Source organism: Sinorhizobium sp. GQ132 (assembly GCF_059758575.1).
This window is the reverse complement of the sequence record NZ_JCAXDX010000003.1, coordinates 215,133-233,934: the sequence shown is the minus strand read 5'-3', so window position 1 is coordinate 233,934 and position 18,802 is coordinate 215,133. Positions and strand designations below refer to the sequence as shown.

General features: G+C 62.6%; 15 protein-coding genes and 1 riboswitch. Of the genes, 6 read left to right on the top strand and 9 right to left on the bottom strand.

Annotation, left to right across the window (positions count from 1 at the left end):
• Positions 1-95: 95 nt before the first annotated feature.
• The 3 genes from AC6CIG_RS09395 to AC6CIG_RS09385 form a co-directional block, all read right to left on the bottom strand.
• Positions 96-848, bottom strand: coding sequence for a crotonase/enoyl-CoA hydratase family protein (locus tag AC6CIG_RS09395; RefSeq protein WP_437408334.1), 753 nt, complete (start codon positions 846-848; stop codon positions 96-98).
• Positions 849-857: 9 nt separating this feature from the next.
• The gene (locus AC6CIG_RS09390) at positions 858-2,639 is read right to left on the bottom strand and encodes an acyl-CoA dehydrogenase family protein (RefSeq protein WP_018094418.1); all 1,782 of its coding nucleotides are present in this window, start codon (positions 2,637-2,639) and stop codon (positions 858-860) included.
• 149 nt (positions 2,640-2,788) lie between these two features.
• Positions 2,789-3,208, bottom strand: coding sequence for a BA14K family protein (locus tag AC6CIG_RS09385; protein WP_018094417.1), 420 nt, complete (start codon positions 3,206-3,208; stop codon positions 2,789-2,791).
• Between the two features lie 258 nt (positions 3,209-3,466).
• On the opposite strand from AC6CIG_RS09385, the gene AC6CIG_RS09380 reads away from it, so the two are divergent.
• Entirely contained in the window at positions 3,467-4,528 is a 1,062-nt protein-coding gene (locus AC6CIG_RS09380) for a glycoside hydrolase family 25 protein (protein WP_018094416.1), read from the top strand.
• 1 nt (position 4,529) lies between these two features.
• On the opposite strand, the gene AC6CIG_RS09375 is transcribed toward AC6CIG_RS09380, so the two are convergent.
• Positions 4,530-5,630 (bottom strand): FAD-binding oxidoreductase, encoded by a 1,101-nt coding sequence (locus tag AC6CIG_RS09375; protein ID WP_018094415.1) that lies wholly within the window; start codon positions 5,628-5,630, stop codon positions 4,530-4,532.
• A complete protein-coding gene (locus tag AC6CIG_RS09370; RefSeq protein ID WP_437408333.1) occupies positions 5,627-6,871 on the bottom strand; it encodes an aromatic ring-hydroxylating oxygenase subunit alpha in 1,245 nt (414 codons plus the stop codon). The genes AC6CIG_RS09375 and AC6CIG_RS09370 overlap by 4 nt, the downstream gene beginning before the upstream one ends.
• Positions 6,872-6,984: 113 nt before the next feature.
• A riboswitch (cobalamin riboswitch) is annotated at positions 6,985-7,187 on the bottom strand.
• Between the two features lie 320 nt (positions 7,188-7,507).
• On the opposite strand from AC6CIG_RS09370, the gene AC6CIG_RS09365 reads away from it, so the two are divergent.
• The 3 genes from AC6CIG_RS09365 (at position 7,508) to AC6CIG_RS09355 (ending at position 10,624) form a co-directional block, all read left to right on the top strand.
• Positions 7,508-8,104, top strand: a complete 597-nt coding sequence (locus tag AC6CIG_RS09365; protein WP_026168546.1) for a DUF6656 family protein — start codon at positions 7,508-7,510, stop codon at positions 8,102-8,104.
• A 65-nt stretch (positions 8,105-8,169) separates the two neighbouring features.
• Positions 8,170-9,144 (top strand): L-threonylcarbamoyladenylate synthase, encoded by a 975-nt coding sequence (locus AC6CIG_RS09360; RefSeq protein ID WP_437408332.1) that lies wholly within the window; start codon positions 8,170-8,172, stop codon positions 9,142-9,144.
• Between the two features lie 46 nt (positions 9,145-9,190).
• Positions 9,191-10,624: an FAD-binding oxidoreductase gene (locus tag AC6CIG_RS09355; protein ID WP_026168545.1), complete on the top strand. Its 1,434-nt coding sequence runs from the start codon at positions 9,191-9,193 to the stop codon at positions 10,622-10,624.
• 40 nt (positions 10,625-10,664) lie between these two features.
• Here AC6CIG_RS09355 and AC6CIG_RS09350 read toward each other — a convergent pair whose 3' ends face one another.
• Positions 10,665-12,974, bottom strand: coding sequence for a DUF1217 domain-containing protein (locus tag AC6CIG_RS09350; RefSeq protein WP_437411630.1), 2,310 nt, complete (start codon positions 12,972-12,974; stop codon positions 10,665-10,667).
• Between the two features lie 370 nt (positions 12,975-13,344).
• Here AC6CIG_RS09350 and AC6CIG_RS09345 point away from each other — a divergent pair, with 370 nt between their 5' ends.
• The gene (locus AC6CIG_RS09345; protein WP_100669217.1) at positions 13,345-13,911 is read left to right on the top strand and encodes a DUF6101 family protein; all 567 of its coding nucleotides are present in this window, start codon (positions 13,345-13,347) and stop codon (positions 13,909-13,911) included.
• A gap of 79 nt (positions 13,912-13,990) precedes the next feature.
• Here AC6CIG_RS09345 and ubiA read toward each other — a convergent pair whose 3' ends face one another.
• The 3 genes from ubiA to AC6CIG_RS09330 form a co-directional block, all read right to left on the bottom strand.
• The gene (gene ubiA / locus AC6CIG_RS09340; RefSeq protein ID WP_437408329.1) at positions 13,991-14,950 is read right to left on the bottom strand and encodes a 4-hydroxybenzoate octaprenyltransferase; all 960 of its coding nucleotides are present in this window, start codon (positions 14,948-14,950) and stop codon (positions 13,991-13,993) included.
• 73 nt (positions 14,951-15,023) lie between these two features.
• Complete coding sequence (locus tag AC6CIG_RS09335) at positions 15,024-15,830, bottom strand: MipA/OmpV family protein (RefSeq protein WP_498322647.1); 807 nt, start codon at positions 15,828-15,830, stop codon at positions 15,024-15,026.
• A gap of 804 nt (positions 15,831-16,634) precedes the next feature.
• Positions 16,635-17,450, bottom strand: coding sequence for an AraC family transcriptional regulator (locus tag AC6CIG_RS09330; protein WP_018094407.1), 816 nt, complete (start codon positions 17,448-17,450; stop codon positions 16,635-16,637).
• 114 nt (positions 17,451-17,564) lie between these two features.
• Between AC6CIG_RS09330 and AC6CIG_RS09325 the strand changes: the two genes are divergently transcribed.
• Positions 17,565-18,761 carry an MFS transporter gene (locus AC6CIG_RS09325; protein ID WP_437408327.1) on the top strand — a complete coding sequence of 399 codons (1,197 nt, stop codon included), beginning with the start codon at positions 17,565-17,567 and terminating at the stop codon, positions 18,759-18,761.
• The last annotated feature ends 41 nt before the right edge of the window (positions 18,762-18,802 follow it).

The window sequence follows — 18,802 nt, the reverse complement described above, 5'->3', positions numbered from 1 at the left end:
ACTGCGGCTGGACGCTAGCGGGAGCTATTTAAGAAGCGATTAAAATTGATCCATGCAAAGTCGCGATGGCCGGAAGCGACCTGGCGAATTGCCGCCTACCGGCGCATGAAGGCCTCGAACGCGGCGCGCGCCTCGGCGCTGTTCAATTGCGCGGCAAAATGCTTCGCCTCCTCCTCGATCCGGGCAAGCACATCGCTGCGATCGCCGCGAATGAGGTCGCGGGCGATGCGCAGCGCTTCCGGCGGTTTTTTTGCCAGGCGCGCCGCAGCTGAAAGCGTTTCCCCTTCGACGGCGGTCTCTTCCACGATCTTCCAGATCAGCCCGGCCTCGCGCGCACCGGCCGCGTCGAGCGGCTCGCCGGCTGCAAGCAGGGCAAAGGCGCGCTGATGGCCCATGATGCGCGGAGCGCTCAGGCTCGAGGCCGCTTCCGGAACGAGCGCCAGATCGACGAACGGGGTCTTGAACACCGAGCGGGCCGAGGCGACCGTCAGGTCGCAATGGAGGTGGATCGTCGTGCCGATGCCGATGGCCAGTCCGTCTACGCCGGAAACGATCGGTTTCGTCGCGCCGGCAAGCGCCCGCAGGAAATCCAAAACCTCGTCCCCCATGCTGCCCCCCATGGCGAAGGCGAGGAAGTCGGCCATGTCGTTGCCGGCCGAGAAGCACCCTTCCGTTCCGAGGAATGCCATCGCGCGTATGGCGGGATCCGTTCCGGCAATGGTCAGCGCCTCCGTCATCCTGGCGTACATCTGGCGCGTGATGGCGTTCTTCTTCTCCGGCCGATTGAACCGGATAAGCTGAACGCCGGGATAGGCTTCCGGCCGTTCGACGAGCACGTGGTCGGTCATGGGTTTCCCTCAGTCGAGTATGGAACGGGCTGCGGCGAGACTTTCCGCCCCGTTGACGACACGGTCCTTGAGCGCGCTCGTCTCCGAGAGCAGGTTTTCCGCTGCGAAGCGGCAAAGCGCAACGCGCCGGTCCTGCCGCCCGTCACCGGCTTCGGCAAGGCCGCCTTTGGCGAGATAGACTCCGGTCAGCACGAGGCCGAACAGGCGCTGATAGGCGGTCGCGCCGGCGAGCGCCTCGGCAAGCTTTCCGTCGCGAAGCCTCGAAAGCAGCCAGTCGGTCGCCCCTTCGAGATCCGCAACCGCCGCATCGAGCCGTGCGGCTGTCTCGCCGAAACCTTCCCTGTTCGACGCGGCAGCGGCAGCGGCGACCTCTCGGAGTTCGGCGATGAAGCCGCGCACCTGTGCGCCATCGGAGAGCGTCAGCTTGCGGGTGACGAGGTCGATCGCCTGAATGCCGTTGGTGCCCTCGTAGATCGGCGCGATTCGGGCATCGCGGAGATAGCGCGCGGCCCCGGTCTCCTCGATGAAGCCCATGCCGCCATGGACCTGAATGCCCATCGAGGCGACGTCGACGCCGGCGTCGGTGGCGAAGGACTTGGCGATCGGCGTCAGCAGGCTCGAACGCTCCTGCCAGTGGCGGGCTCCCTCCCCTTGCGCGGCATGCGCCATGTCGACGGCGTGGGCGCAGGCATAGGCGATGGCGCGCGATCCCTGCGTCAGCGCTTTCATCGTCAGCAGCGTGCGGGCGATATCCGGATGCTCTATGATCGGACTCATGCCGTCGCCGCTCCACCCCGGCGCGCGGCCCTGCGTGCGCTCCTTGGCGTAGGCGATCGCCTTCTGGGTGGCGGCCTCCGCGATGGCGACGCCCTGCATCCCGACCGCGAGCCGCGCATTGTTCATCATCGTGAACATGCAGGCGAGACCGCGGTTTTCCTCACCGATCAGATAGCCGATCGCCCCCTTCTCGCCGCCGAATTTCCCGTCGCCGTAGATCATGGTGCAGGTCGGCGATCCGTGGATGCCGAGCTTGTGCTCCAGCGAGTGGCAGAAAACGTCGTTGCGCTCGCCAAGCGAACCGTCCTCGTTGACGAGGAACTTCGGCACGAGAAACAGCGAAATGCCCTTCGTCCCGGATGGCGCATCGGGCAGCCGCGCGAGTACCAGATGGACGATATTGTCGGTGAAATCGTGCTCGCCCCAGGTGATGAAGATCTTCTGCCCCAGGATGCGATAGGTGCCGTCGCCGCGGCGCTCGGCGCGGGTCTTCAGCACGCCGAGGTCCGAGCCGGCATGCGGCTCGGTCAGGTTCATGGTCCCCATCCATTCGCCCGAAACCATCTTCGGCAGGAAGGTCGCCTTCAGAGCGTCGGTGCCGTGCTTCTCGAGCGCTTCGATGGCGCCCATGGTAAGCGTCGGCGCAAGGGCGAAGGCCATCGAGCCGCTGTTCCACATTTCCATGGCGGCGACGTGCAACATGTGCGGCAGGTTCTGCCCGCCGAAAGCTTCCGGAGCCGTCAGGCCGTTCCAGCCGCCTGCGATCCAGTTGCGGTAAAGCTCCCGCCAACCCTCCGGCGTCTTGACGGCGCCATCGACGAGCCGCGACCCCTGCCGGTCGCCCGCCTCGCCGAGCGGCGCCACTTCTTCCGAGGCGAAGCGCCCGGCCTCGCCGAGGATCGCATCCACAAGGTCCTCGCCGAGTTCGCCGAACGTTCCGGCGTCGAGAACCTCGGACAGGCCGGCGACGTGTTTCAGGGTGAATGCGATCTCGTCGACCGGTGCCTTGTACATGGTGCTCCTCCCCTGCGTCCGCGGCCAATCCCCGCCGGCCCTCATTCGATGCGCGGCAGACTAATGGATTTTACGTGAACGTCAACGTCAACCGACCGGAGCCGGAGCGCAACTGCGCGCCCCGACGAACGCGCAGCTATGACGAACGCTCAGCTATAGGGAGAATAGCACTGCCGGCGGGGGCCGTTATAGGGCTGATAGCTGTTGTCGTAAGCCCTGTAGGAGCGGTAGCGATCATAGCACCATTGGACATGCCGGCTGCCGTAGCGCACCGGCGGGCGAACGGCGGGACGGCGCTCGATCACGATGCCGGGTCGGAAGGCAGCCCCCGGGTACCACCAACCGCGGTAATAGCGATAGCCGGGCCGCTGATAGCGGTACCCACGATAGCCGTTATAGTAATAGAAGTCGCCATACCGATAATAACCGCGCCGCGGCGCGTACTGAACGTCCGTGACGGCGCTCTCGACGGCAACCCGCGGGGGCAGAGGCGTGAAAGCCTGAGACGGCACCGCCGATGCCGCCAGCGTCATCGCTGCAAGCGCGCCCGAAAGCCATTTCAGTGACATCATTTCCTCCTGCCTTCGATTTCATGTACAACCGGCCCTTGCAAGGGCGACATACCAAGACTAGGGCAGAAGTCGCAGGAAGCAACCGTCGCGCGCGGATGCAGCAAAGGAAAAATCCCTCCGTCGATACAATCCTGGGCGGAATCGGGCCGTCGACTTTGCCTCTTGGGGTCGGTGTACAGAAGCGTCCGCCTCGCGCAGATTGAGGCCGGGGCTGAGATTTACGACCTCTTAACTCTAAGTCGGCAATCTCAGAGAATGGAAAAGCGGGGAATCTCGATCATAGGGATGATCTTGCGCCTGGCGGTCCTGATGGGCCTGACCTTCGCGGCGGCGAACGCACGCGCGAGCGAAGTCGAGCCGTGGAAAGAGCGGCGGAACGCCCTCATCGTCGACGCTTACGAGCTGAACAGCATCGACTGGGAGGCCATGCTGAAGGACAAGCGGATAGCGGGCTTCATCGCGAAGGCTTCCGACGGCCTGCCGGAAAGCTACACCTGTACCGGTGACCACGGCGGCGATACGGTTGCGCACTGCAAGACGATGTGGCGCAAATATGCGGTCAGCCGGGAGCTCTATCAGACGCGCCGGATGATCGCGCGCTCGCATGGCCTGCTCTGGGGCGCCTATCATCTGGCAAGGCCCGGCAACCCCGTCGATCAGGCGAACCACTTCATCGATTATGCCGATCCGCGCGACGACGAGCTGATGGTGCTGGATATCGAAGGGATCGATCCGGAAAAATACATGTCGCTCGAAGACGCTGCAATCTTCGCCGGCCATGTGAAGGCCCGGACGGGGCGCTATCCCGTCCTCTATACCAACCACGCAACCGCGAAACACATTGCCGCCAACCGCTTCAAGCATCGGCTTCTAGCGCGTCTTCCGCTCTGGTATGCGCGCTATAAGCCCGATATCCGCAAAGTCTTTCCGATGGGAAACTGGGACCGCTACGCGCTCTGGCAATTCTCGTCGGCGCATAATTGCGGAAAGAAGCGTTGCCCCTATCGGGTGCCCGGCACCCTCGACGATATAGACGTGAATGTCGCAGCGATGAGTGCATCGGCACTGAAGAGAATCTGGCCCCACGGCGCGCTTCTTCCGGAGAAGCCGCCGGCGCTCACCGTTATCGCCTCGGCCACCGTCGGTACGATCCCGGCGTTGAATGCAAGTGCAACGGCCGCCCTTTCGCGGCCGCTCGTGATAAGCCGCGCCGAGGCGGAGAGCGGATCAGGGGCGGGCGCCGACGAGACGGTTACCGGCTCCATCGCCGTCAGGGCCGCCGAGGCACGCCTGCCCTACCAATCCGAGCGGCGGTAACTCAGGCCTCGATCTGGACGTCGCTTGTCGGCCGCGAACAGCAGGCGAGGATGTAGCCCTCCTCGATCTCATCGTCGAGAATGCCGCCATTGTGGTTCATCTCGACATCGCCGGCGATCTTCATCACCCGACATGTTCCGCAGATGCCGCCCTCGCAGGCGGCCCCGATCCTGACGCCGTTGGCCCGGGCCGTCTGCAGAATCGTCTGGCCGGGAACGGCGGTCGCCTCCTTGCCGCTCATGGTAAAGGTCACCCGCGCCGCACCGGCCCCGGCATCGGCCGCCGGCCCCGCCCGAATTGCAAGCTCCTCGGCCGCCGGCGCCGCGGCGGGCTGGAAGCTCTCCTGGTGATAGCCGGCCATGTCGAAGCCCGCCGATTCCAGCATTGCCCGAACATTGCCCATGAACGGCTCGGGCCCGCAGCAGAAAACGGTTCTTTCCATGAAATCCGGTGCGAGCATCGGCAGCTTCGCCGCGTCGATGCGCCCGCGCAGACCATGCCAGCCATGTCGCGCCTCATGCCCCTCCACGAGGAAGCCGAGATTGAGCCGCGGCATCTGACGCGCGAGAACTTCGAGCTCCGTTCTGAAGAGGAGATCGTCCGGGCGGCGGGCGCAGGAAATGAAGGTGACATCCGTTTCCGGTGCGCAGTCGGCCATCCAGCGCGTCATCGACATCATCGGCGTGACGCCCGACCCCGCTGAAATGAAGAGATACTTTTCACCGGGATGACGGACGAAGCTGAAATCGCCGAGCGGCCCGAACGCCTTGAGCATCATGCCCGGCTTCAGATTGTCGAACATCCAGCGGGTGCCGATGCTTCCCGGCTGCGCCTTGACCGTGACCGCGACCGAAAGGGGGCGCGAGGGCGAGGATGACAGCGTATAGGTGCGCATCACCGGCTCGGCTGAGACGGGCAGTTCGAGCGTCACGAACTGCCCGGGCAGGTAGCGGAACCAGGCCGGCTTGTCGGAGCGGAAGGTGAAAGTCATCACGTCGGCGGCTTCGGCTACGGCCGACGTGCACTCCAGCATGTGCTGACGGTCTCTCCAGGGATCGAGCTCGTCGAAATGGTGAAAGGAGCGAGGCATTTCCATGGTCATGCCACCCGCGAGAGCTGCGCGGCCCCGCCCTGAAGGCGGTCCAGCATGAAGCTCGAATACCACTCGACGAACTGCATGACGCCGCCCTCGTGTTCGGCCGAATATGGACCCGGCTCATAGGCCGGCGAGCGGATCCCGAACGCGTTTTCCTCGACTATCTGCCGGTCCTGGTCGTTGGTCTCCGTCCAGACGTGCGTCAGCTCGTCTATCGTATAGTCGACGCCCTCCACCGCATCCTTGTTGACCAGCCATTTGGTCGTAACCTGTGTCAGTTCCGGCCCGAGCGGCAGAACGCGGAAGGTGATCGCATGATCGCCCAGAATGTGGTTCCAGGTCGTCGGATAATGGAAGAGGAGCAGCGTGCCGATGCCATCGGCGTCGAGCCCGGCGGAGAGCTGCCTGCGTACGGCCTTCTGTCCGGACATCGTATAGCTCTCGGCGCCGTTGATCAGCGGCATTCTCGTCATGCGGAACTGGCCGGTGGGCGCAATCCTGAAAGCGCTCGGAAGGCCCGCCGCCTCGCATTTCTGCCAATGGGCGCCGATTTCCGGGTCGTTCATCGCCCCCTGGACACCGGTTACGGTCGGCGCTTCGGGATAGGTACGGCAGAGTTCCGGGTGATTGGCGGCGCAGTGGTAGCACTCGCGATTGTTCTCCCAGACCAGCTTCCAATTGCCCTTCTCGACGATGGTGCTCTCGAAGGCGACCTTCGTTTCCCCTAGGCGGTGCGGCGCGAGATAGGCCGCGACCGTCTCGCGGAACGGCCGGAAGTCCATCGGTTGTTCGGCAAGGCTGATGAAGATGTAACCGCCGACGGTTTCGCAGTGGATCGGCTTAAGACTGTGTTCGGCCGGGTCGAAGCCCTCGGGCATCTGCCGCGCGAAGAGCAGGCGGCCGTCGAGCTCGTAGGTCCACTGGTGGTAGGGACAGACGAGTTTGGCGGATGAGCCTTTGTGCTGCGTGCAGACGCGCGAGCCGCGATGGCGGCACGAATTGTGCAGTGCCCGCACCGCGCCCTGTCTGTCTCGAACGATAACGACCGGGTAATCGCCGACCTGCACCGTGAAATAGTTCCCCGGCCGCGGGACTTCACAATCATGGCCGATGAACAGCCAATCCTTGTACCAGATCTGCCCCAGGTCCTGGCGATAATAATCAGGATCGACGTAGAAGGCGCGGTCGAGGCTGTAGCCATCGCGACGGGTCTTCAGCTTGCGCAGCATTTCGGTCTGAATTTCCATGCCCTTATCCTCGTTTTCCGCCGTTTCGGAGAGGCAGGACTGGAACCCGCGCCGGCCGTATGGACCCGCAACGCAATTGGCTCCGATCCGGCTGCCCGCCGCAACCAGCTACGGTCTGTTTCTGCTTCAAGGCTGGTTTCCGGGCTCTGGAGCTGTCCGCAAGGGACCTGCCCGGCGCCTTCCCGGACGCGGTGTCCAGTGGCCTTCTGCCGTGGCTGTTCGCTCCACCACCGTTGCGGGGGCAGCGCCGGGATTTGACCGGCTTCCCAATTCTCCGCCTTCCCTTCGAGGCAGCACCTTGAGTGTCCTCATCTAAGCCTGAGGGCCGGTCCGGCAACTGCCAATAGACGACATCCGATTCCAGAAAGACGACAGCCATTCGCGGCGTAATCGGCACGATTGGCAGACGGATATTATCCATAACAAACAAGGAAGTAGGTGAATCTACGCGCAGCCGGCGGATTTTTCGGCAGCGCCGTTCATAGCGCGAAGGCGACTGGCCATTTTACGACACGGCCCACCGACACAAGGTCTGATCGATGCCCGCACGGCCGCAAACGAACCAATTCGTTAACTGTGATGATTTACGTTCGCTACCATCAACCCGCTTGCGGACAGGACGGCGCGACGACGCCCATGGCAAAACTCCGATATTACGACGCTGCCGACAAGATGCCGGTCGCACCGGCGAAAGCCAAGGCTCACACCGAGTTCCTGCGGACCGGCCGGATCGATAGACGCCGGTGGATGGCGAACGAGCGGCAGTATCTGAGTTATGCCGAGGTTGCGCAGCAGACGGCGCGGAAGCTGACGACGGCGGGCGAGACGACCCACAGCCGAATCAACGGGTTTCATGCCTCGATGCAGTTCCCGAAGATGGTCTTCCATCGCACGCTCGCCAACAGTCCGCATCTCGGCTACTGCCACGTGACCGCCGCGAAAACCTGCCTCGCAAAGGGACATGAGATCACCTGGTCCTTTTATCTCGCGAACTTCTTCTGCGACCTCGGGAACGAGACCCATTTCTTCGACCGTATCCAGCCGGGCTATTCGCGCATGTATTTCGCCGTCGCGATCGAGCCCGATGCCGGCGAAGGACGGATCGTCGTCAACCGCAACGTGCGCGGCAACGGCCTGATTTTCCGGACGCAGGATCCGAAGGTGGCGCTGAAGAACGTGCTGATGCTCGGCGCACGCGACGAAGCCTTGCGGCGGATCATTCGCAGCCTTTGACCAAGAAAATCGTTCTGTTTTTGCAATCGCTCCGTTAAGGAAGCGACGGAAAGGATCAGAACGCCATGGCCGAGATCATCGACACGCGCATCGAACCGGAGCGGGCAATCGAGACGGCTTGCGCAGTTCTTTCGGACGGGGAACCCGTGGCGATCCCCACGGAGACCGTATACGGCCTTGCTGCCGATGCCACGACCCCCGATGCGATCAGCCGCATCTACGAGATGAAGGGGCGGCCGCGGTTCAATCCGCTGATCTGTCACGTCTCCGATCTGGCGATGGCGGAGGCGCATGTGACCTTCGATCCGGTTTCGAGACGTCTGGCCGAGGCTTTTTGGCCTGGCCCCCTCACGCTGATCCTGCCGCAGCGGCGGGAAAGCACCGTGCACACGCTCGCATCCGCCGGTCTCGATACGCTCGGAATTCGGATGCCCGACGGCTTCTCGCGTCGGGTGATCGCCCGATTCGGACGGCCTTTGGCGGCGCCGAGCGCCAACACCTCGGGCAAGATCAGTCCCACCAGTGCGGCCCATGTGCAGGCGGATCTCGGCTCCAGGCTGAAGCTCATCCTCGACGCAGGCCCGGCCGCGATCGGCCTTGAATCGACCATCGTCAAGGTCGAGAACGGAAAGCTGCGGCTGCTGAGGCCCGGGGGGCTCGACGCGGCAGAGATCGAAGCTTTGACAGGGCTCCCCATCGAGCGCCCTGAGACCGCCGGCGCCGTCATCGAGGCGCCCGGCATGCTCGCCTCGCATTACGCTCCCGGTGCCGCTGTGCGGCTCGATGCCGATGAGGTCCGGAAAGGAGAAGCCCTCATCCGCTTCGGCGGAAAGGCACTTCCCGGTGAAGGCGATGCCGCGATCGTCCTGGATCTCAGTCCGGGCGGCAGCCTGCGGGAAGCCGCGGCCAATCTTTTCGATTATATGAAAAAGGCGGATGCCAGCGGCGCCGCGACCATCGCTTTCGGCCCGATCCCGAGCGTGGGGCTCGGCGAAGCGATCATCGACCGGCTGCAGCGCGCGGCCGCGCCGCGGGGCTGATGGCCACCGGCACGCTTGAAGCAACCACGTGATCCGAGGCAGGGCCATGACCACCATACTTCCATCTCCCGAACTCATCGCCTCCTTCGTCGACATCGTCGGGCCCGGCAATGCCCTCACCGCACCCGCCGACACGGCCCCCTACCTGGTCGAGTCCCGCGGGCTCTATCACGGCACGACGCCGCTCGTGCTCAGGCCCGGCTCCGTCGAGGAAGTTTCGCTGGTCATGCGGCTTGCGAGCCAGACCCGAACGGCAGTCGTGCCGCAGGGCGGCAACACCGGACATGTGGCCGGCCAGATTCCGCGCGAGGGCAGAGCCGACGTGGTCCTTTCCCTCGAGCGGCTGAACCGCATCCGCGACATCGACCCGGTCGGCAACGTGATCGTAGCCGATGCCGGTTGTATTCTGGCGGATATCCAGAAGGCCGCCGATGACGTGGACCGGCTTTTTCCCCTGTCACTCGGCTCGGAAGGCTCTGCCCGGATCGGCGGCAATCTTTCGACCAATGCCGGCGGCACTGCCGTGCTTGTCTATGGCAATATGCGCCAGCTTTGCCTGGGGCTGGAGGTCGTGCTTCCGACCGGGGAGATCTGGAACGGGCTCAGACGCCTCAAGAAGGACAACACGGGCTACGATCTGCGCGATCTTTTCATCGGTGCCGAGGGAACGCTCGGCGTCATAACCGGCGCCGTTTTGAAGCTCTTCCCGAAACCGCGGGGCCACCAGGTGGCTTTTGCCGGCCTTAGAAGCGTCGAGGACGCACTGACGCTTTTCGATCGGGCATCGAGCCTCTGCGGGCCGGCCCTGACGGGCTTCGAACTGATGCCGCGGCTCGGCATCGAGTTCACCACCCGGCACATCGCCGGCGTTCGAGATCCGATGGAAACGACGCATCCGTGGTACGCGCTGATCGATATCTCCACCTCGGATACCGCCGAAAGCGCGGAGCGGATGGTGCAAGACCTTCTCGAAGCGGTCATCTCCGACGGTCTCGTCGAGAACGCCGTCATTGCCCAGAACGAAGCGCAGCGCAGAGCCCTCTGGCACATGCGCGAAAGCATGTCGCCGGCACAAAAGCCCGAAGGCGGCTCGATCAAGCATGACGTTTCGGTCCCGGTATCGAGCATTCCGGCCTTCATGACGGAAGCGGATGCGCTGGTCTCCAAGGCCATTCCCGGCGCACGCATCTGCGCCTTCGGCCATATGGGCGACGGCAATATCCACTACAACATCTCCCAGCCCGTCGGCGCGGACAAGCAGGGCTTTCTCGACCGGTGGCGCGAGATCAATGCGATCGTTCACGCCGTCGTGCTCAAACATGAGGGCTCGATATCTGCCGAGCATGGCATCGGCCAGCTGAAACGCGACGAACTCGCGGCGATCCGCTCGCCGATCGAGATCGAGCTCATGCGGCGGATCAAGCACGCTTTCGACCCGGCGGGGATCATGAACCCCGATAAGGTGCTGCGCGAGGATTGAGGCGAGTAACGACGCGTGCCGGTCCGGCCGCCGTTAAGCCCTACCCGCCCTTCCTGAGCTGCGACAGTTGGAAGAGCGTATCGGCGCTGATGCCGATATTGCTGCCGCTGCCCGAAAGCACCACCACGGCCGGATCGACTTCCATGTTGTTCTCCAGATCGTAGAGCACGGTGAAGCGCGCGAGGAGTTTCTTCAGTTCGGCCGGATCGCTCAGCTTCTCGAGCTCGAGGTTCTTCTCGACGATCTTGGCCTGCTGGTCGATGTCCATGGAACTGAATTCGTCGGGCAGGCTGAAGATCGTGCGGAACACTTCGGCGAGCGCATCATCGGCCAGGAGATCGTAAGCGTCGACGAGCGAGCCTGCCTGGCGCTCGAAATAGAGTGCCAGGCGGACACCTGCATTGTCCTCGCCGGCCTGTTCTTCCAGCGTCTGGTGCAGATACCGGTCGAGGGTCTCGTAAAGCCCCTGCCGCGTGATGATGACGCTCTTGTCCTCGCGCAGCACGTTGCCGCCGCGGTCGAAATTGAACGAGGTGACCAGGGCGATATAGGCCCCGGAGTTCTGCTGCTGATTGATGAAGCTCTTGGGATCGTCCAGATCGGAGGTGAAGATGTCGCGAAGGAAATCGACGGTGACATTCTCGGGATCGATGCCGTTTGCCGCCAGAGCGAAATCGACCAGGCGGGAATCGGCCAGAAATTCGTCGAGAGAGGAGAGTTTGGCGACCTCGGCCGTATAATATTCGGCATCCGCTTTGGCCTTGGTCTTGTCCTCCTCCGAGCCAAAACGGGACTTGTTGACGATGTAGGTCTTGGCGGTCTCCTGAATCAGCGTCTCCGACTGCGCCAATGCCGGAACGCCGATGTCGCCCGATGTCGTAAAGTTGAACAGCTGGGCGAGCTTCAGGTAACGCTCGTCCTTCAGCGTGTAGACGAAGCTTTCCGGATCGGTGAGATCGCTGGTCAGAACCCGCTTGATCGTCCGAGCGCTTTCGGCGTCCGGATCGAGACCGACGGCTTGCAGCGCGAAATCGTAGATCGAAGCCGTGTCGATGAAGTCGCCGACGGACGCCATCTTCTCGACGGCAAGCTTATAGGCGCCGATCGCCTTCGCGTCCGCTGCGTCGTCCTTGTCGTTGTAGCGCGTCATGTAACGGCTGGAGGTGAGTGTCGTCTGTTCCGCGGTCTGCGCCGCATCGCCCGCCGCAAGCGTGCCGTCCGCCTGGAAGTTGAAGGCCCTGGCGAGCGCCTTGTAGTTCTCGTTCCCCTTGCCGATCGTATTGATGTAGCTGTTCGGGTCGTCCGGATCGCTGGTCAGGATATTCTTGATCGTCGCCGGCACGATGGTGACCTCGTTGAGATCGAAGGCCGTGCGGATGTAGTTATAGAGGCGCGTATCGGCGACAAGCTCGCTGACGGTCGTGATGCTCGCGATCTTTTCCTCGAAATAGGCCTTGTTCAGGAGCGCTGCCTGGGGGGTGATCCGGGGATTGCTGGAGACGTAGAGTTCATTCATGGTCTTCTTGTGCGCGGCGGTCTGCGCCGATCCCGCGGCCACCGTGCCGTCGGCGTTGAACTGGAAAGCCGCCGCCATCGCCAGGTAATTGCTGACCGTGGAAATCGACTTGTTGTAGGTGGCTATCTTCGCCCGGAGTTCCAGCTTTTCCGCCTCGGTCGTGCCGCTCTGCTGGAGCTTCGCCTGAGCGTCGGCCCTGGCAGCCTCGAGCTCCGACAGTCTGGGTTTGAGCACGGTTTTCTCATAGCTGTCCGGATCGTCGGCATTGCTGGAGAGAACGTTGCGGAGCGTTTCACGGGAGTACGTGCTCTCGTCGATACCGAAGACGGTGAAGACATAGGTCCGCAGACGCTCATTGTTCAGAAGCTGATCGACGCTCGTTACCTTGTCGATCATGACGTTGTAGTAGCGCGTCTCTTCCTTCTGGGTTTCCCCGATGCTGGCGATACTCGTATTGTAGAGCCCGATCATCTCGTCGAGCTGCGCTTCGGTCTGGGAAACCGCCGTTCCACCGCTGAAGCTGAACGCCATCGTGAATTCGCGGTATCGTTCGTCCGTCAATTTGTTGGCAAAGCTGTTATCGTCGGACAGGTCGCTTTCGAGCACCTTCCTCATGAAGGCGACCGACTCGATCATATCTGCCAGGCCATAGGCCTTCATCGCGTAGGAATAGAGGCGGTAGTCGGCGAGAAACTCGTCGACGGAGGCCACACTGCCGATGTTCTCCCTGTAATACTGCGTGTCGCGGGCGACGATCGTCTGCTCCGACACGCGTCTCAGGCTGAGCTTCATGTCCCGTGCGATCAGATTGTAGTCGAGATAAGTCGAAACCATGCGTCGCCCGCCAGCAAGGAACGGGGACCGCCGGCGCGCCGACATCCCCTGAAACCACTCCGATGATGGCGAAGATCGCGCAGCATGCTTGTGTGTGGCTTTCCCGCTGGAGCGGATGAAAAAAAACGTGTGCCCGTTTTCGCCCGCATCCCGCCCCGGCAAAGCACATCGAAAATGCCCGCGGTTTCATTGACGAATGAGAAACCTTGCGGCCTCGGCTTTTGCTAACCATCGGAGAGAGCAAAGTTTTTTTAACCGCGAATTTTAAGCCGGCCGGAACGGAGCCCGCCTATCCTCCGCCCCTAGAGGACGAAAAGTCCCGACAGGAAAGCCGGAAACGGCTCTCAAGGAAAAACAAGGGCGATATGAAATGCGCAATACACTCTCTCAGCCGGCTTGGGTCGGAAACACGCTCAGACTTGACCCGAAGCGCTTTCCGCAGCAAGCAAGCTACGTGCTGCGCGGGCACACGGGGAATGTCAGCATCAGCCTTGACGAGCGTGGCGCTGTTCTGCGCAAGGTGCTACCATTCAGCGGCCTGCCGCTTTCGATCGCTCTGCCGGCGCGAGCTTTCAAGGGTGTGGCGGCACGGGCAATCGACCATGGCGACGGGGAGGTTACAGTGACGCTCGAACTTCATCACGACGATCCGGATCTCTGTATCCCGCTGCTCGTGGCTCATGATCTTTCGGACATCGCAGCCGATTGGCGCGCCTGGGCCGAAGCCTATCGCATTCCGATGCTCATGGTGGAAGCCGACGGGGTCGCGCGGCCGCTCGAGGAACATATCGGCGATGTTCGCACCGCTCCCGCAAAGCCGCGCCGCCGCCATTCCTTTTTCGCCGAGCGCCGGCCGCGCTTTCTCGTGCGCCGCTCCACCGGCAGTCTCGGCATCCAGATGAAGATCGACGGCCGCGAAATCATCGCCCGGGCGTGACCGCAGCGTTCCAAGTCACAAGACAACGATCAGCAAGCCGGCCCTTCGGCGCTCCGCGCCTTAGGGCCGGCTTCTGCGTTCAAATGAGCCGCACGAGAAGCGAGAGCACAAGTCCGGCAAAGATGATCAGGCCGACGACGCCGTTGAACTTGAACAGCGCCAGACATTGTAGCGGATCGTGAATGTTCAATACGAGAATCTGATAGGCGAGCATCACCGCGGCCACCAGAAGCCCGACATAGGCGAAAAATCCGGCGCCGGCGGACAGGAAGGCGAGAAGCATCAGGAAAACCGCAATCCCGTATAGCCCGATAAGCCAGGGCCGCGGGCTGTCGCCGAAGCGCCGGGCGGTCGAGCGAACGCCGATCAGCTCGTCGTCCTCCCTGTCCTGATAGGCATAGATCGTATCATAACCGATGGTCCAGGCGATGGCGGCAACGTAGAGGATGATCGCGGCCAGGGAGAGGCTGCCGAACTCAGCGGTCCAGCCCATGATCGCGCCCCAGGAGAAGGCGAGCCCCAGGAAAAACTGCGGCCAGTCCGTGAAGCGCTTGGCGAAAGGATAGATCGCGACCAGCGCCAGCGAAAGGAAGCCGAGAAAAATCGTGAAACCGTTGAACTGCAGCAGCACGACGAGGCCCACAAGGGCCTGCAACAGCATGAATGCCTTCGCCTGAAAACGGGTAACGCGGCCGGAAGGCAGCGGTCGGGAGCGCGTACGTGCCACTTCCATGTCGATGTCGTGATCGACGATGTCGTTGTAGGTACAGCCGGCACCGCGCATGGCAATCGCTCCGACAACGAACAGAAAGACATGGAAGAGAAATCGCCCAGCCGAAAAGCTGCCGAGCGATGCCGCCGTTCCGGACGCCATGGCCGCCGACCAGAGGCACGGCCACAAGAGCAATTGCCAGCCGATCGGCCGGTCCCAACGCGCGAGCTGCGCATAGGGCCACAGCGCTCGCGGCAGAACCCGATAGACCCAATTGTTGGACGGCGCGTCGTGCACGCGGCCGGAATCGATGGAAGAACTGTTCATGGCCTCTGTTTGGCCCCGCAAAACCCGCCGGTCAAGCGCCCCATTTCATCCCGCCGCCATCCAGGCCGACCCGTCAGGGGAGCGTGAAATCGAAGCGATAGGTCGCGGTCACCCCGACGAGGAACTGGTCGGGGCTGCCGCGCTCGCGTACGAGGCTTGAATCGGCGGCAGCGCCCATCAATCGCCGATATTCGGCATAGACACCCGTTTCGAGCTTCTCGGTCGCCATCCAGTTGATCTCCGCACCGAGCCCAGCGGAGTGAATACCGCCACCCGGATCATAGGTGCCGAGTCCCGAAGCAGCGGATTCCGCTGCGTTGACGCCATAATAGGCGTCGAAATAATCGCTCGATGCCGCCGTCAACCGCGGTCCGGCGGAAATGCGGACGGTTTCGCCGGGATCGGCGAAGGCATCCGCCGCGACATCGGCGACAACCCCGTGATGGCTGCGGATACCCTGACGTATCTCGGCGCGAAGGCGCATCCAGTCCGTGGGGTAGACTTCCGCGAAACCGCCGATTTCGCCGCCGAATTTCGGATGGTCGAGGCCTTTAAGATCGCTCGAGTCGTCCTCGTCACGCTCGAAAATCAATTTGCCGACGGCGCCAGCGCGGAAATGGCCCTGGTCGAGCAGGGCGTAGGACATGTTGTCGTTGCGCGACGAAAAGCGCACGGCGCTGCCAGCCTTGCCGAGCGAAACGAGCGGCGCCGCCTGAAGCATGCGCTTCGAACCGCCCTCATACTCCGGACCGAGAAAACCAGTGGCGCCTATCTTCAGATACCAGTCTCCAGACCAGGGGTACCGGCGTTCTTCGGCGGCAACGACTCCGGCTGCAAGAAGAAAAACCTGAGACGCAAGAAAAACAACACGAGTTCTCATCTATACTCCGAAGAATAGTTTATTGGGCTGGCAAACCCAGGACGTGACTCAAGCACGTATAAGGGGTGGCTATCCCTTCATACAACGCCTTCTTATCTTCGGCAAGGCCATGAGATTCCGCTAACCCGATCTGTTCAGCTTCGGGATTCACACCGAACCGCGGCTACGTCGCAAATTGAACTAGGTCGTCCTGTTGAGATTCAATTTGAGTTCATGACGGCTGCTGCCAGATGGATAATGGCGTTGAAGCTCTGGTCGGTTTTGTCGGCACGCATGGCGATGCCATTGAATTCCCCGAGTACCGACCGTGCGCCACTGCATGTTGATCGTAGCCGATCAATGGACAAAACATGCAGCAGTTCAAAGGGCTACAGCGACCTTTGCGCGTCTTATAAGACGCGCGGCGCTACAGGACTGCAATCTTTCCTCTCCTCATTTCTGTGCCTGTCACAGAGATCCAGCAGAGCCGCGTCTGCGGCGCGGAAGCGTTCCTTCAGCCCAACGACTTGGGCTGGCTGGATTCCTGTGACAAGCACAGGAATGAGGACCGGGGATGTGCGGTTGCTACAACATTCGCTTGCGAGTGTGCGAGGGGATGGTGAACCTGTCACGCAATGAAAGGGTACGTCTTTTTTGAAGCGCGCCGAGGGACCGCACCCTCTCCGCCCTCATCTCTGTGCTCGTCACAGAGATCCAGCAGCGCCGCGTCTGCGGCGCGGGGAATGAGGAAATCAAACAGGCCGCCGCGGGTGGCTCGAATTTCAACAGGCCTTGGCGCAATTCAACGAAAAGTGCCGACACCGTTCAGGTTCGCTGGTCACGCAGATAGACGCTCGGCGGCGCACCCAGCATGCGGCGGAACATGGTCGTGAAAGCCGCGACGTTCTCGTAACCGGCGTCGAGCGCCACCGTGGTGATCGGCTCGCCGTCCGCAATGCGCGGCAGCGAGGCGAAGATGCAGGCATGTTGTCGCCACGTGACGAAGCTCACGCCCGTCTCCTGCCGGAAGAGCCGCGTGAAGGAACGCCGGCTGATGCCCATGCGCGCCGCCCACGCGTCGATATTCGCGGATGCCGACGGCGCTTCCAGAAATTGCCGGCAGAGGGCTGCAAGCTTGCGGTCGCGCGGGAAAGGCAGGCCTAAAGGTCGCTGGTTGAGCCGCGGTATTTCCGTGAGCAGCAATTCCATGATCAGGCTTTCGCGCCGTTCGGACGATGCTTCGTTCCCGGCGCCGACGAGTTCGTCGATGAGGCTGCCGACGAGCGCGCTCATCTCCAGGACGAGAGGCCGGCGCGCTTCGCTCGCCTCCGGCGGGATGTAGATGGAATGCATACGCACATCGCTGACCATCTCGGCCGAATGTTCGATTCCCGCTGGAACCAGCAAGGCGTGTCCCGGAGGAATCATCCAGCGTCCCTCCGACGTATAGACGAGCACCACCCCCGAACGCGCCCACCAGAGTTGAGTCCGGCTGTGGCTGTGGGAGGGCACGGTGAGTCCGCAGGCGTAATCCCTCCCGATCGCGAGAACGGGCGCGTTCGCCTTCTCGATCCATTCCAGGCTTCTGAAATGATCCGCGTCCGGCAACTTTGGCAGGTGATGTCGGTCGGATTTCGCCATATGGCCCACTCTCGAAAGAACTCGACCAAATCACAAAAGCAGGCCAGCGGCAAGCCGTCTAGAGATGACCGAAAAGGCTCCGTTGGCGAGCCGGCTCCTAAGGAAACATTCTCCATGGCAACGGTCACGTCGGCGGGCACCATCAGCCCGGAAAAGACAGCATTTTCGGTCATCCTGGCGGTCAGCTTCTGTCATATGCTGAACGACATCATGCAATCGCTGCTGACGGCGCTCTATCCTTTGCTCAAGGAAAACTACGCGCTCGATTTCGTCCAGATCGGCCTTCTGACGTTCACGTTTCAGGTGACGGCGTCGATGCTGCAGCCGGCCATCGGCATCGTGACGGATCGCTGGGCGCTACCCTATTCGCTGCCGTTCGCCATGCTCTCGACCTGCATGGGCCTCCTGCTTCTCGCCAATGCCGACCACTTCTGGATGCTTCTCCTGGCAGCGAGCCTGATCGGCATCGGGTCGGCGATCTTCCACCCCGAATCCTCCCGCGTGGCCCGGCTTGCGTCGGGCGGCCGCCACGGGCTGGCCCAGTCGCTGTTCCAGGTCGGCGGCAATGCCGGAAGCGCGCTTGGCCCGCTGCTGGCCGCATTCATCGTGCTCCCTTTCGGCCAGGGCAGCCTCGGCTGGTTCTCCATCGTCGCCATCACCGGTTTCTTCGTGCTTTCCTGGGTGAGCATGTGGTACGTCCGCCACCGCCGCGCGACCATGAGCCGTCCCATCCCCAGCCGCGCGCTGCCCCTGCCGAAGGCGCGGGTCCTGTGGACGATCGCGATCCTCGTCCTGCTGACGGCTACGAAGAACGTCTATCTCACCAGCATCTCGAGCTATTTCACCTTCTTCGTCATTGAAAGGTTCGGCACCAGCGTACAGCAGGCGCAGCTGATGCTGTTCCTCTTCCTCGGTTCGGCGGCCGCAGGAACGTTCCTCGGCGGCCCGATCGGCGATCGATACGGCGCCCGCTTCGTCATCTGGTTCTCGATCCTCGGCGTCGTTCCGTTCACCCTTCTGCTGCCTTATGCGAACCTGTTCTGGACGGGCGTGCTGAGCGTCATCATCGGCCTCATCTTCTCGTCCGCTTTCTCGGCGATCGTCGTCTTCGCGCAGGAACTCGTTCCCGGCCGGGTGGGGCTCATCGCCGGCGTTTTCTTCGGTTTCGCCTTCGGCGCCGGCGGCATGGGCGCCGCGGTCCTCGGCGTCTTCGCCGATCGGCAGGGCATCGAGTTCGTCTATAAGATCTGCTCCTATCTGCCGCTCCTCGGGCTGCTCACCGTATTTCTGCCGAAGCTGCCCGCGCGATGAACAGGCGTGCGGGCGCCTCGCGCCCGCACGATCTTGCTCCG

Bases quoted from the DNA above. Each gene is read 5' to 3' on its own strand.
- AC6CIG_RS09345 (WP_100669217.1), top strand. From the start codon at position 13,345: ATGCGCAATACACTCTCTCAGCCGGCTTGGGTCGGAAACACGCTCAGA.
- AC6CIG_RS09360 (WP_437408332.1), top strand. From the start codon at position 8,170: ATGGCCGAGATCATCGACACGCGCATCGAACCGGAGCGGGCAATCGAG.
- AC6CIG_RS09370 (WP_437408333.1), bottom strand. From the start codon at position 6,871: ATGGAAATTCAGACCGAAATGCTGCGCAAGCTGAAGACCCGTCGCGAT.
- ubiA (WP_437408329.1), bottom strand. From the start codon at position 14,950: ATGAACAGTTCTTCCATCGATTCCGGCCGCGTGCACGACGCGCCGTCC.
- AC6CIG_RS09380 (WP_018094416.1), top strand. From the start codon at position 3,467: ATGGAAAAGCGGGGAATCTCGATCATAGGGATGATCTTGCGCCTGGCG.
- AC6CIG_RS09350 (WP_437411630.1), bottom strand. From the start codon at position 12,974: ATGGTTTCGACTTATCTCGACTACAATCTGATCGCACGGGACATGAAG.
- AC6CIG_RS09390 (WP_018094418.1), bottom strand. From the start codon at position 2,639: ATGTACAAGGCACCGGTCGACGAGATCGCATTCACCCTGAAACACGTC.
- AC6CIG_RS09335 (WP_498322647.1), bottom strand. From the start codon at position 15,830: ATGAGAACTCGTGTTGTTTTTCTTGCGTCTCAGGTTTTTCTTCTTGCA.
- AC6CIG_RS09325 (WP_437408327.1), top strand. From the start codon at position 17,565: ATGGCAACGGTCACGTCGGCGGGCACCATCAGCCCGGAAAAGACAGCA.
- AC6CIG_RS09355 (WP_026168545.1), top strand. From the start codon at position 9,191: ATGACCACCATACTTCCATCTCCCGAACTCATCGCCTCCTTCGTCGAC.
- AC6CIG_RS09365 (WP_026168546.1), top strand. From the start codon at position 7,508: ATGGCAAAACTCCGATATTACGACGCTGCCGACAAGATGCCGGTCGCA.
- AC6CIG_RS09395 (WP_437408334.1), bottom strand. From the start codon at position 848: ATGACCGACCACGTGCTCGTCGAACGGCCGGAAGCCTATCCCGGCGTT.
- AC6CIG_RS09385 (WP_018094417.1), bottom strand. From the start codon at position 3,208: ATGTCACTGAAATGGCTTTCGGGCGCGCTTGCAGCGATGACGCTGGCG.
- AC6CIG_RS09330 (WP_018094407.1), bottom strand. From the start codon at position 17,450: ATGGCGAAATCCGACCGACATCACCTGCCAAAGTTGCCGGACGCGGAT.
- AC6CIG_RS09375 (WP_018094415.1), bottom strand. From the start codon at position 5,630: ATGACCATGGAAATGCCTCGCTCCTTTCACCATTTCGACGAGCTCGAT.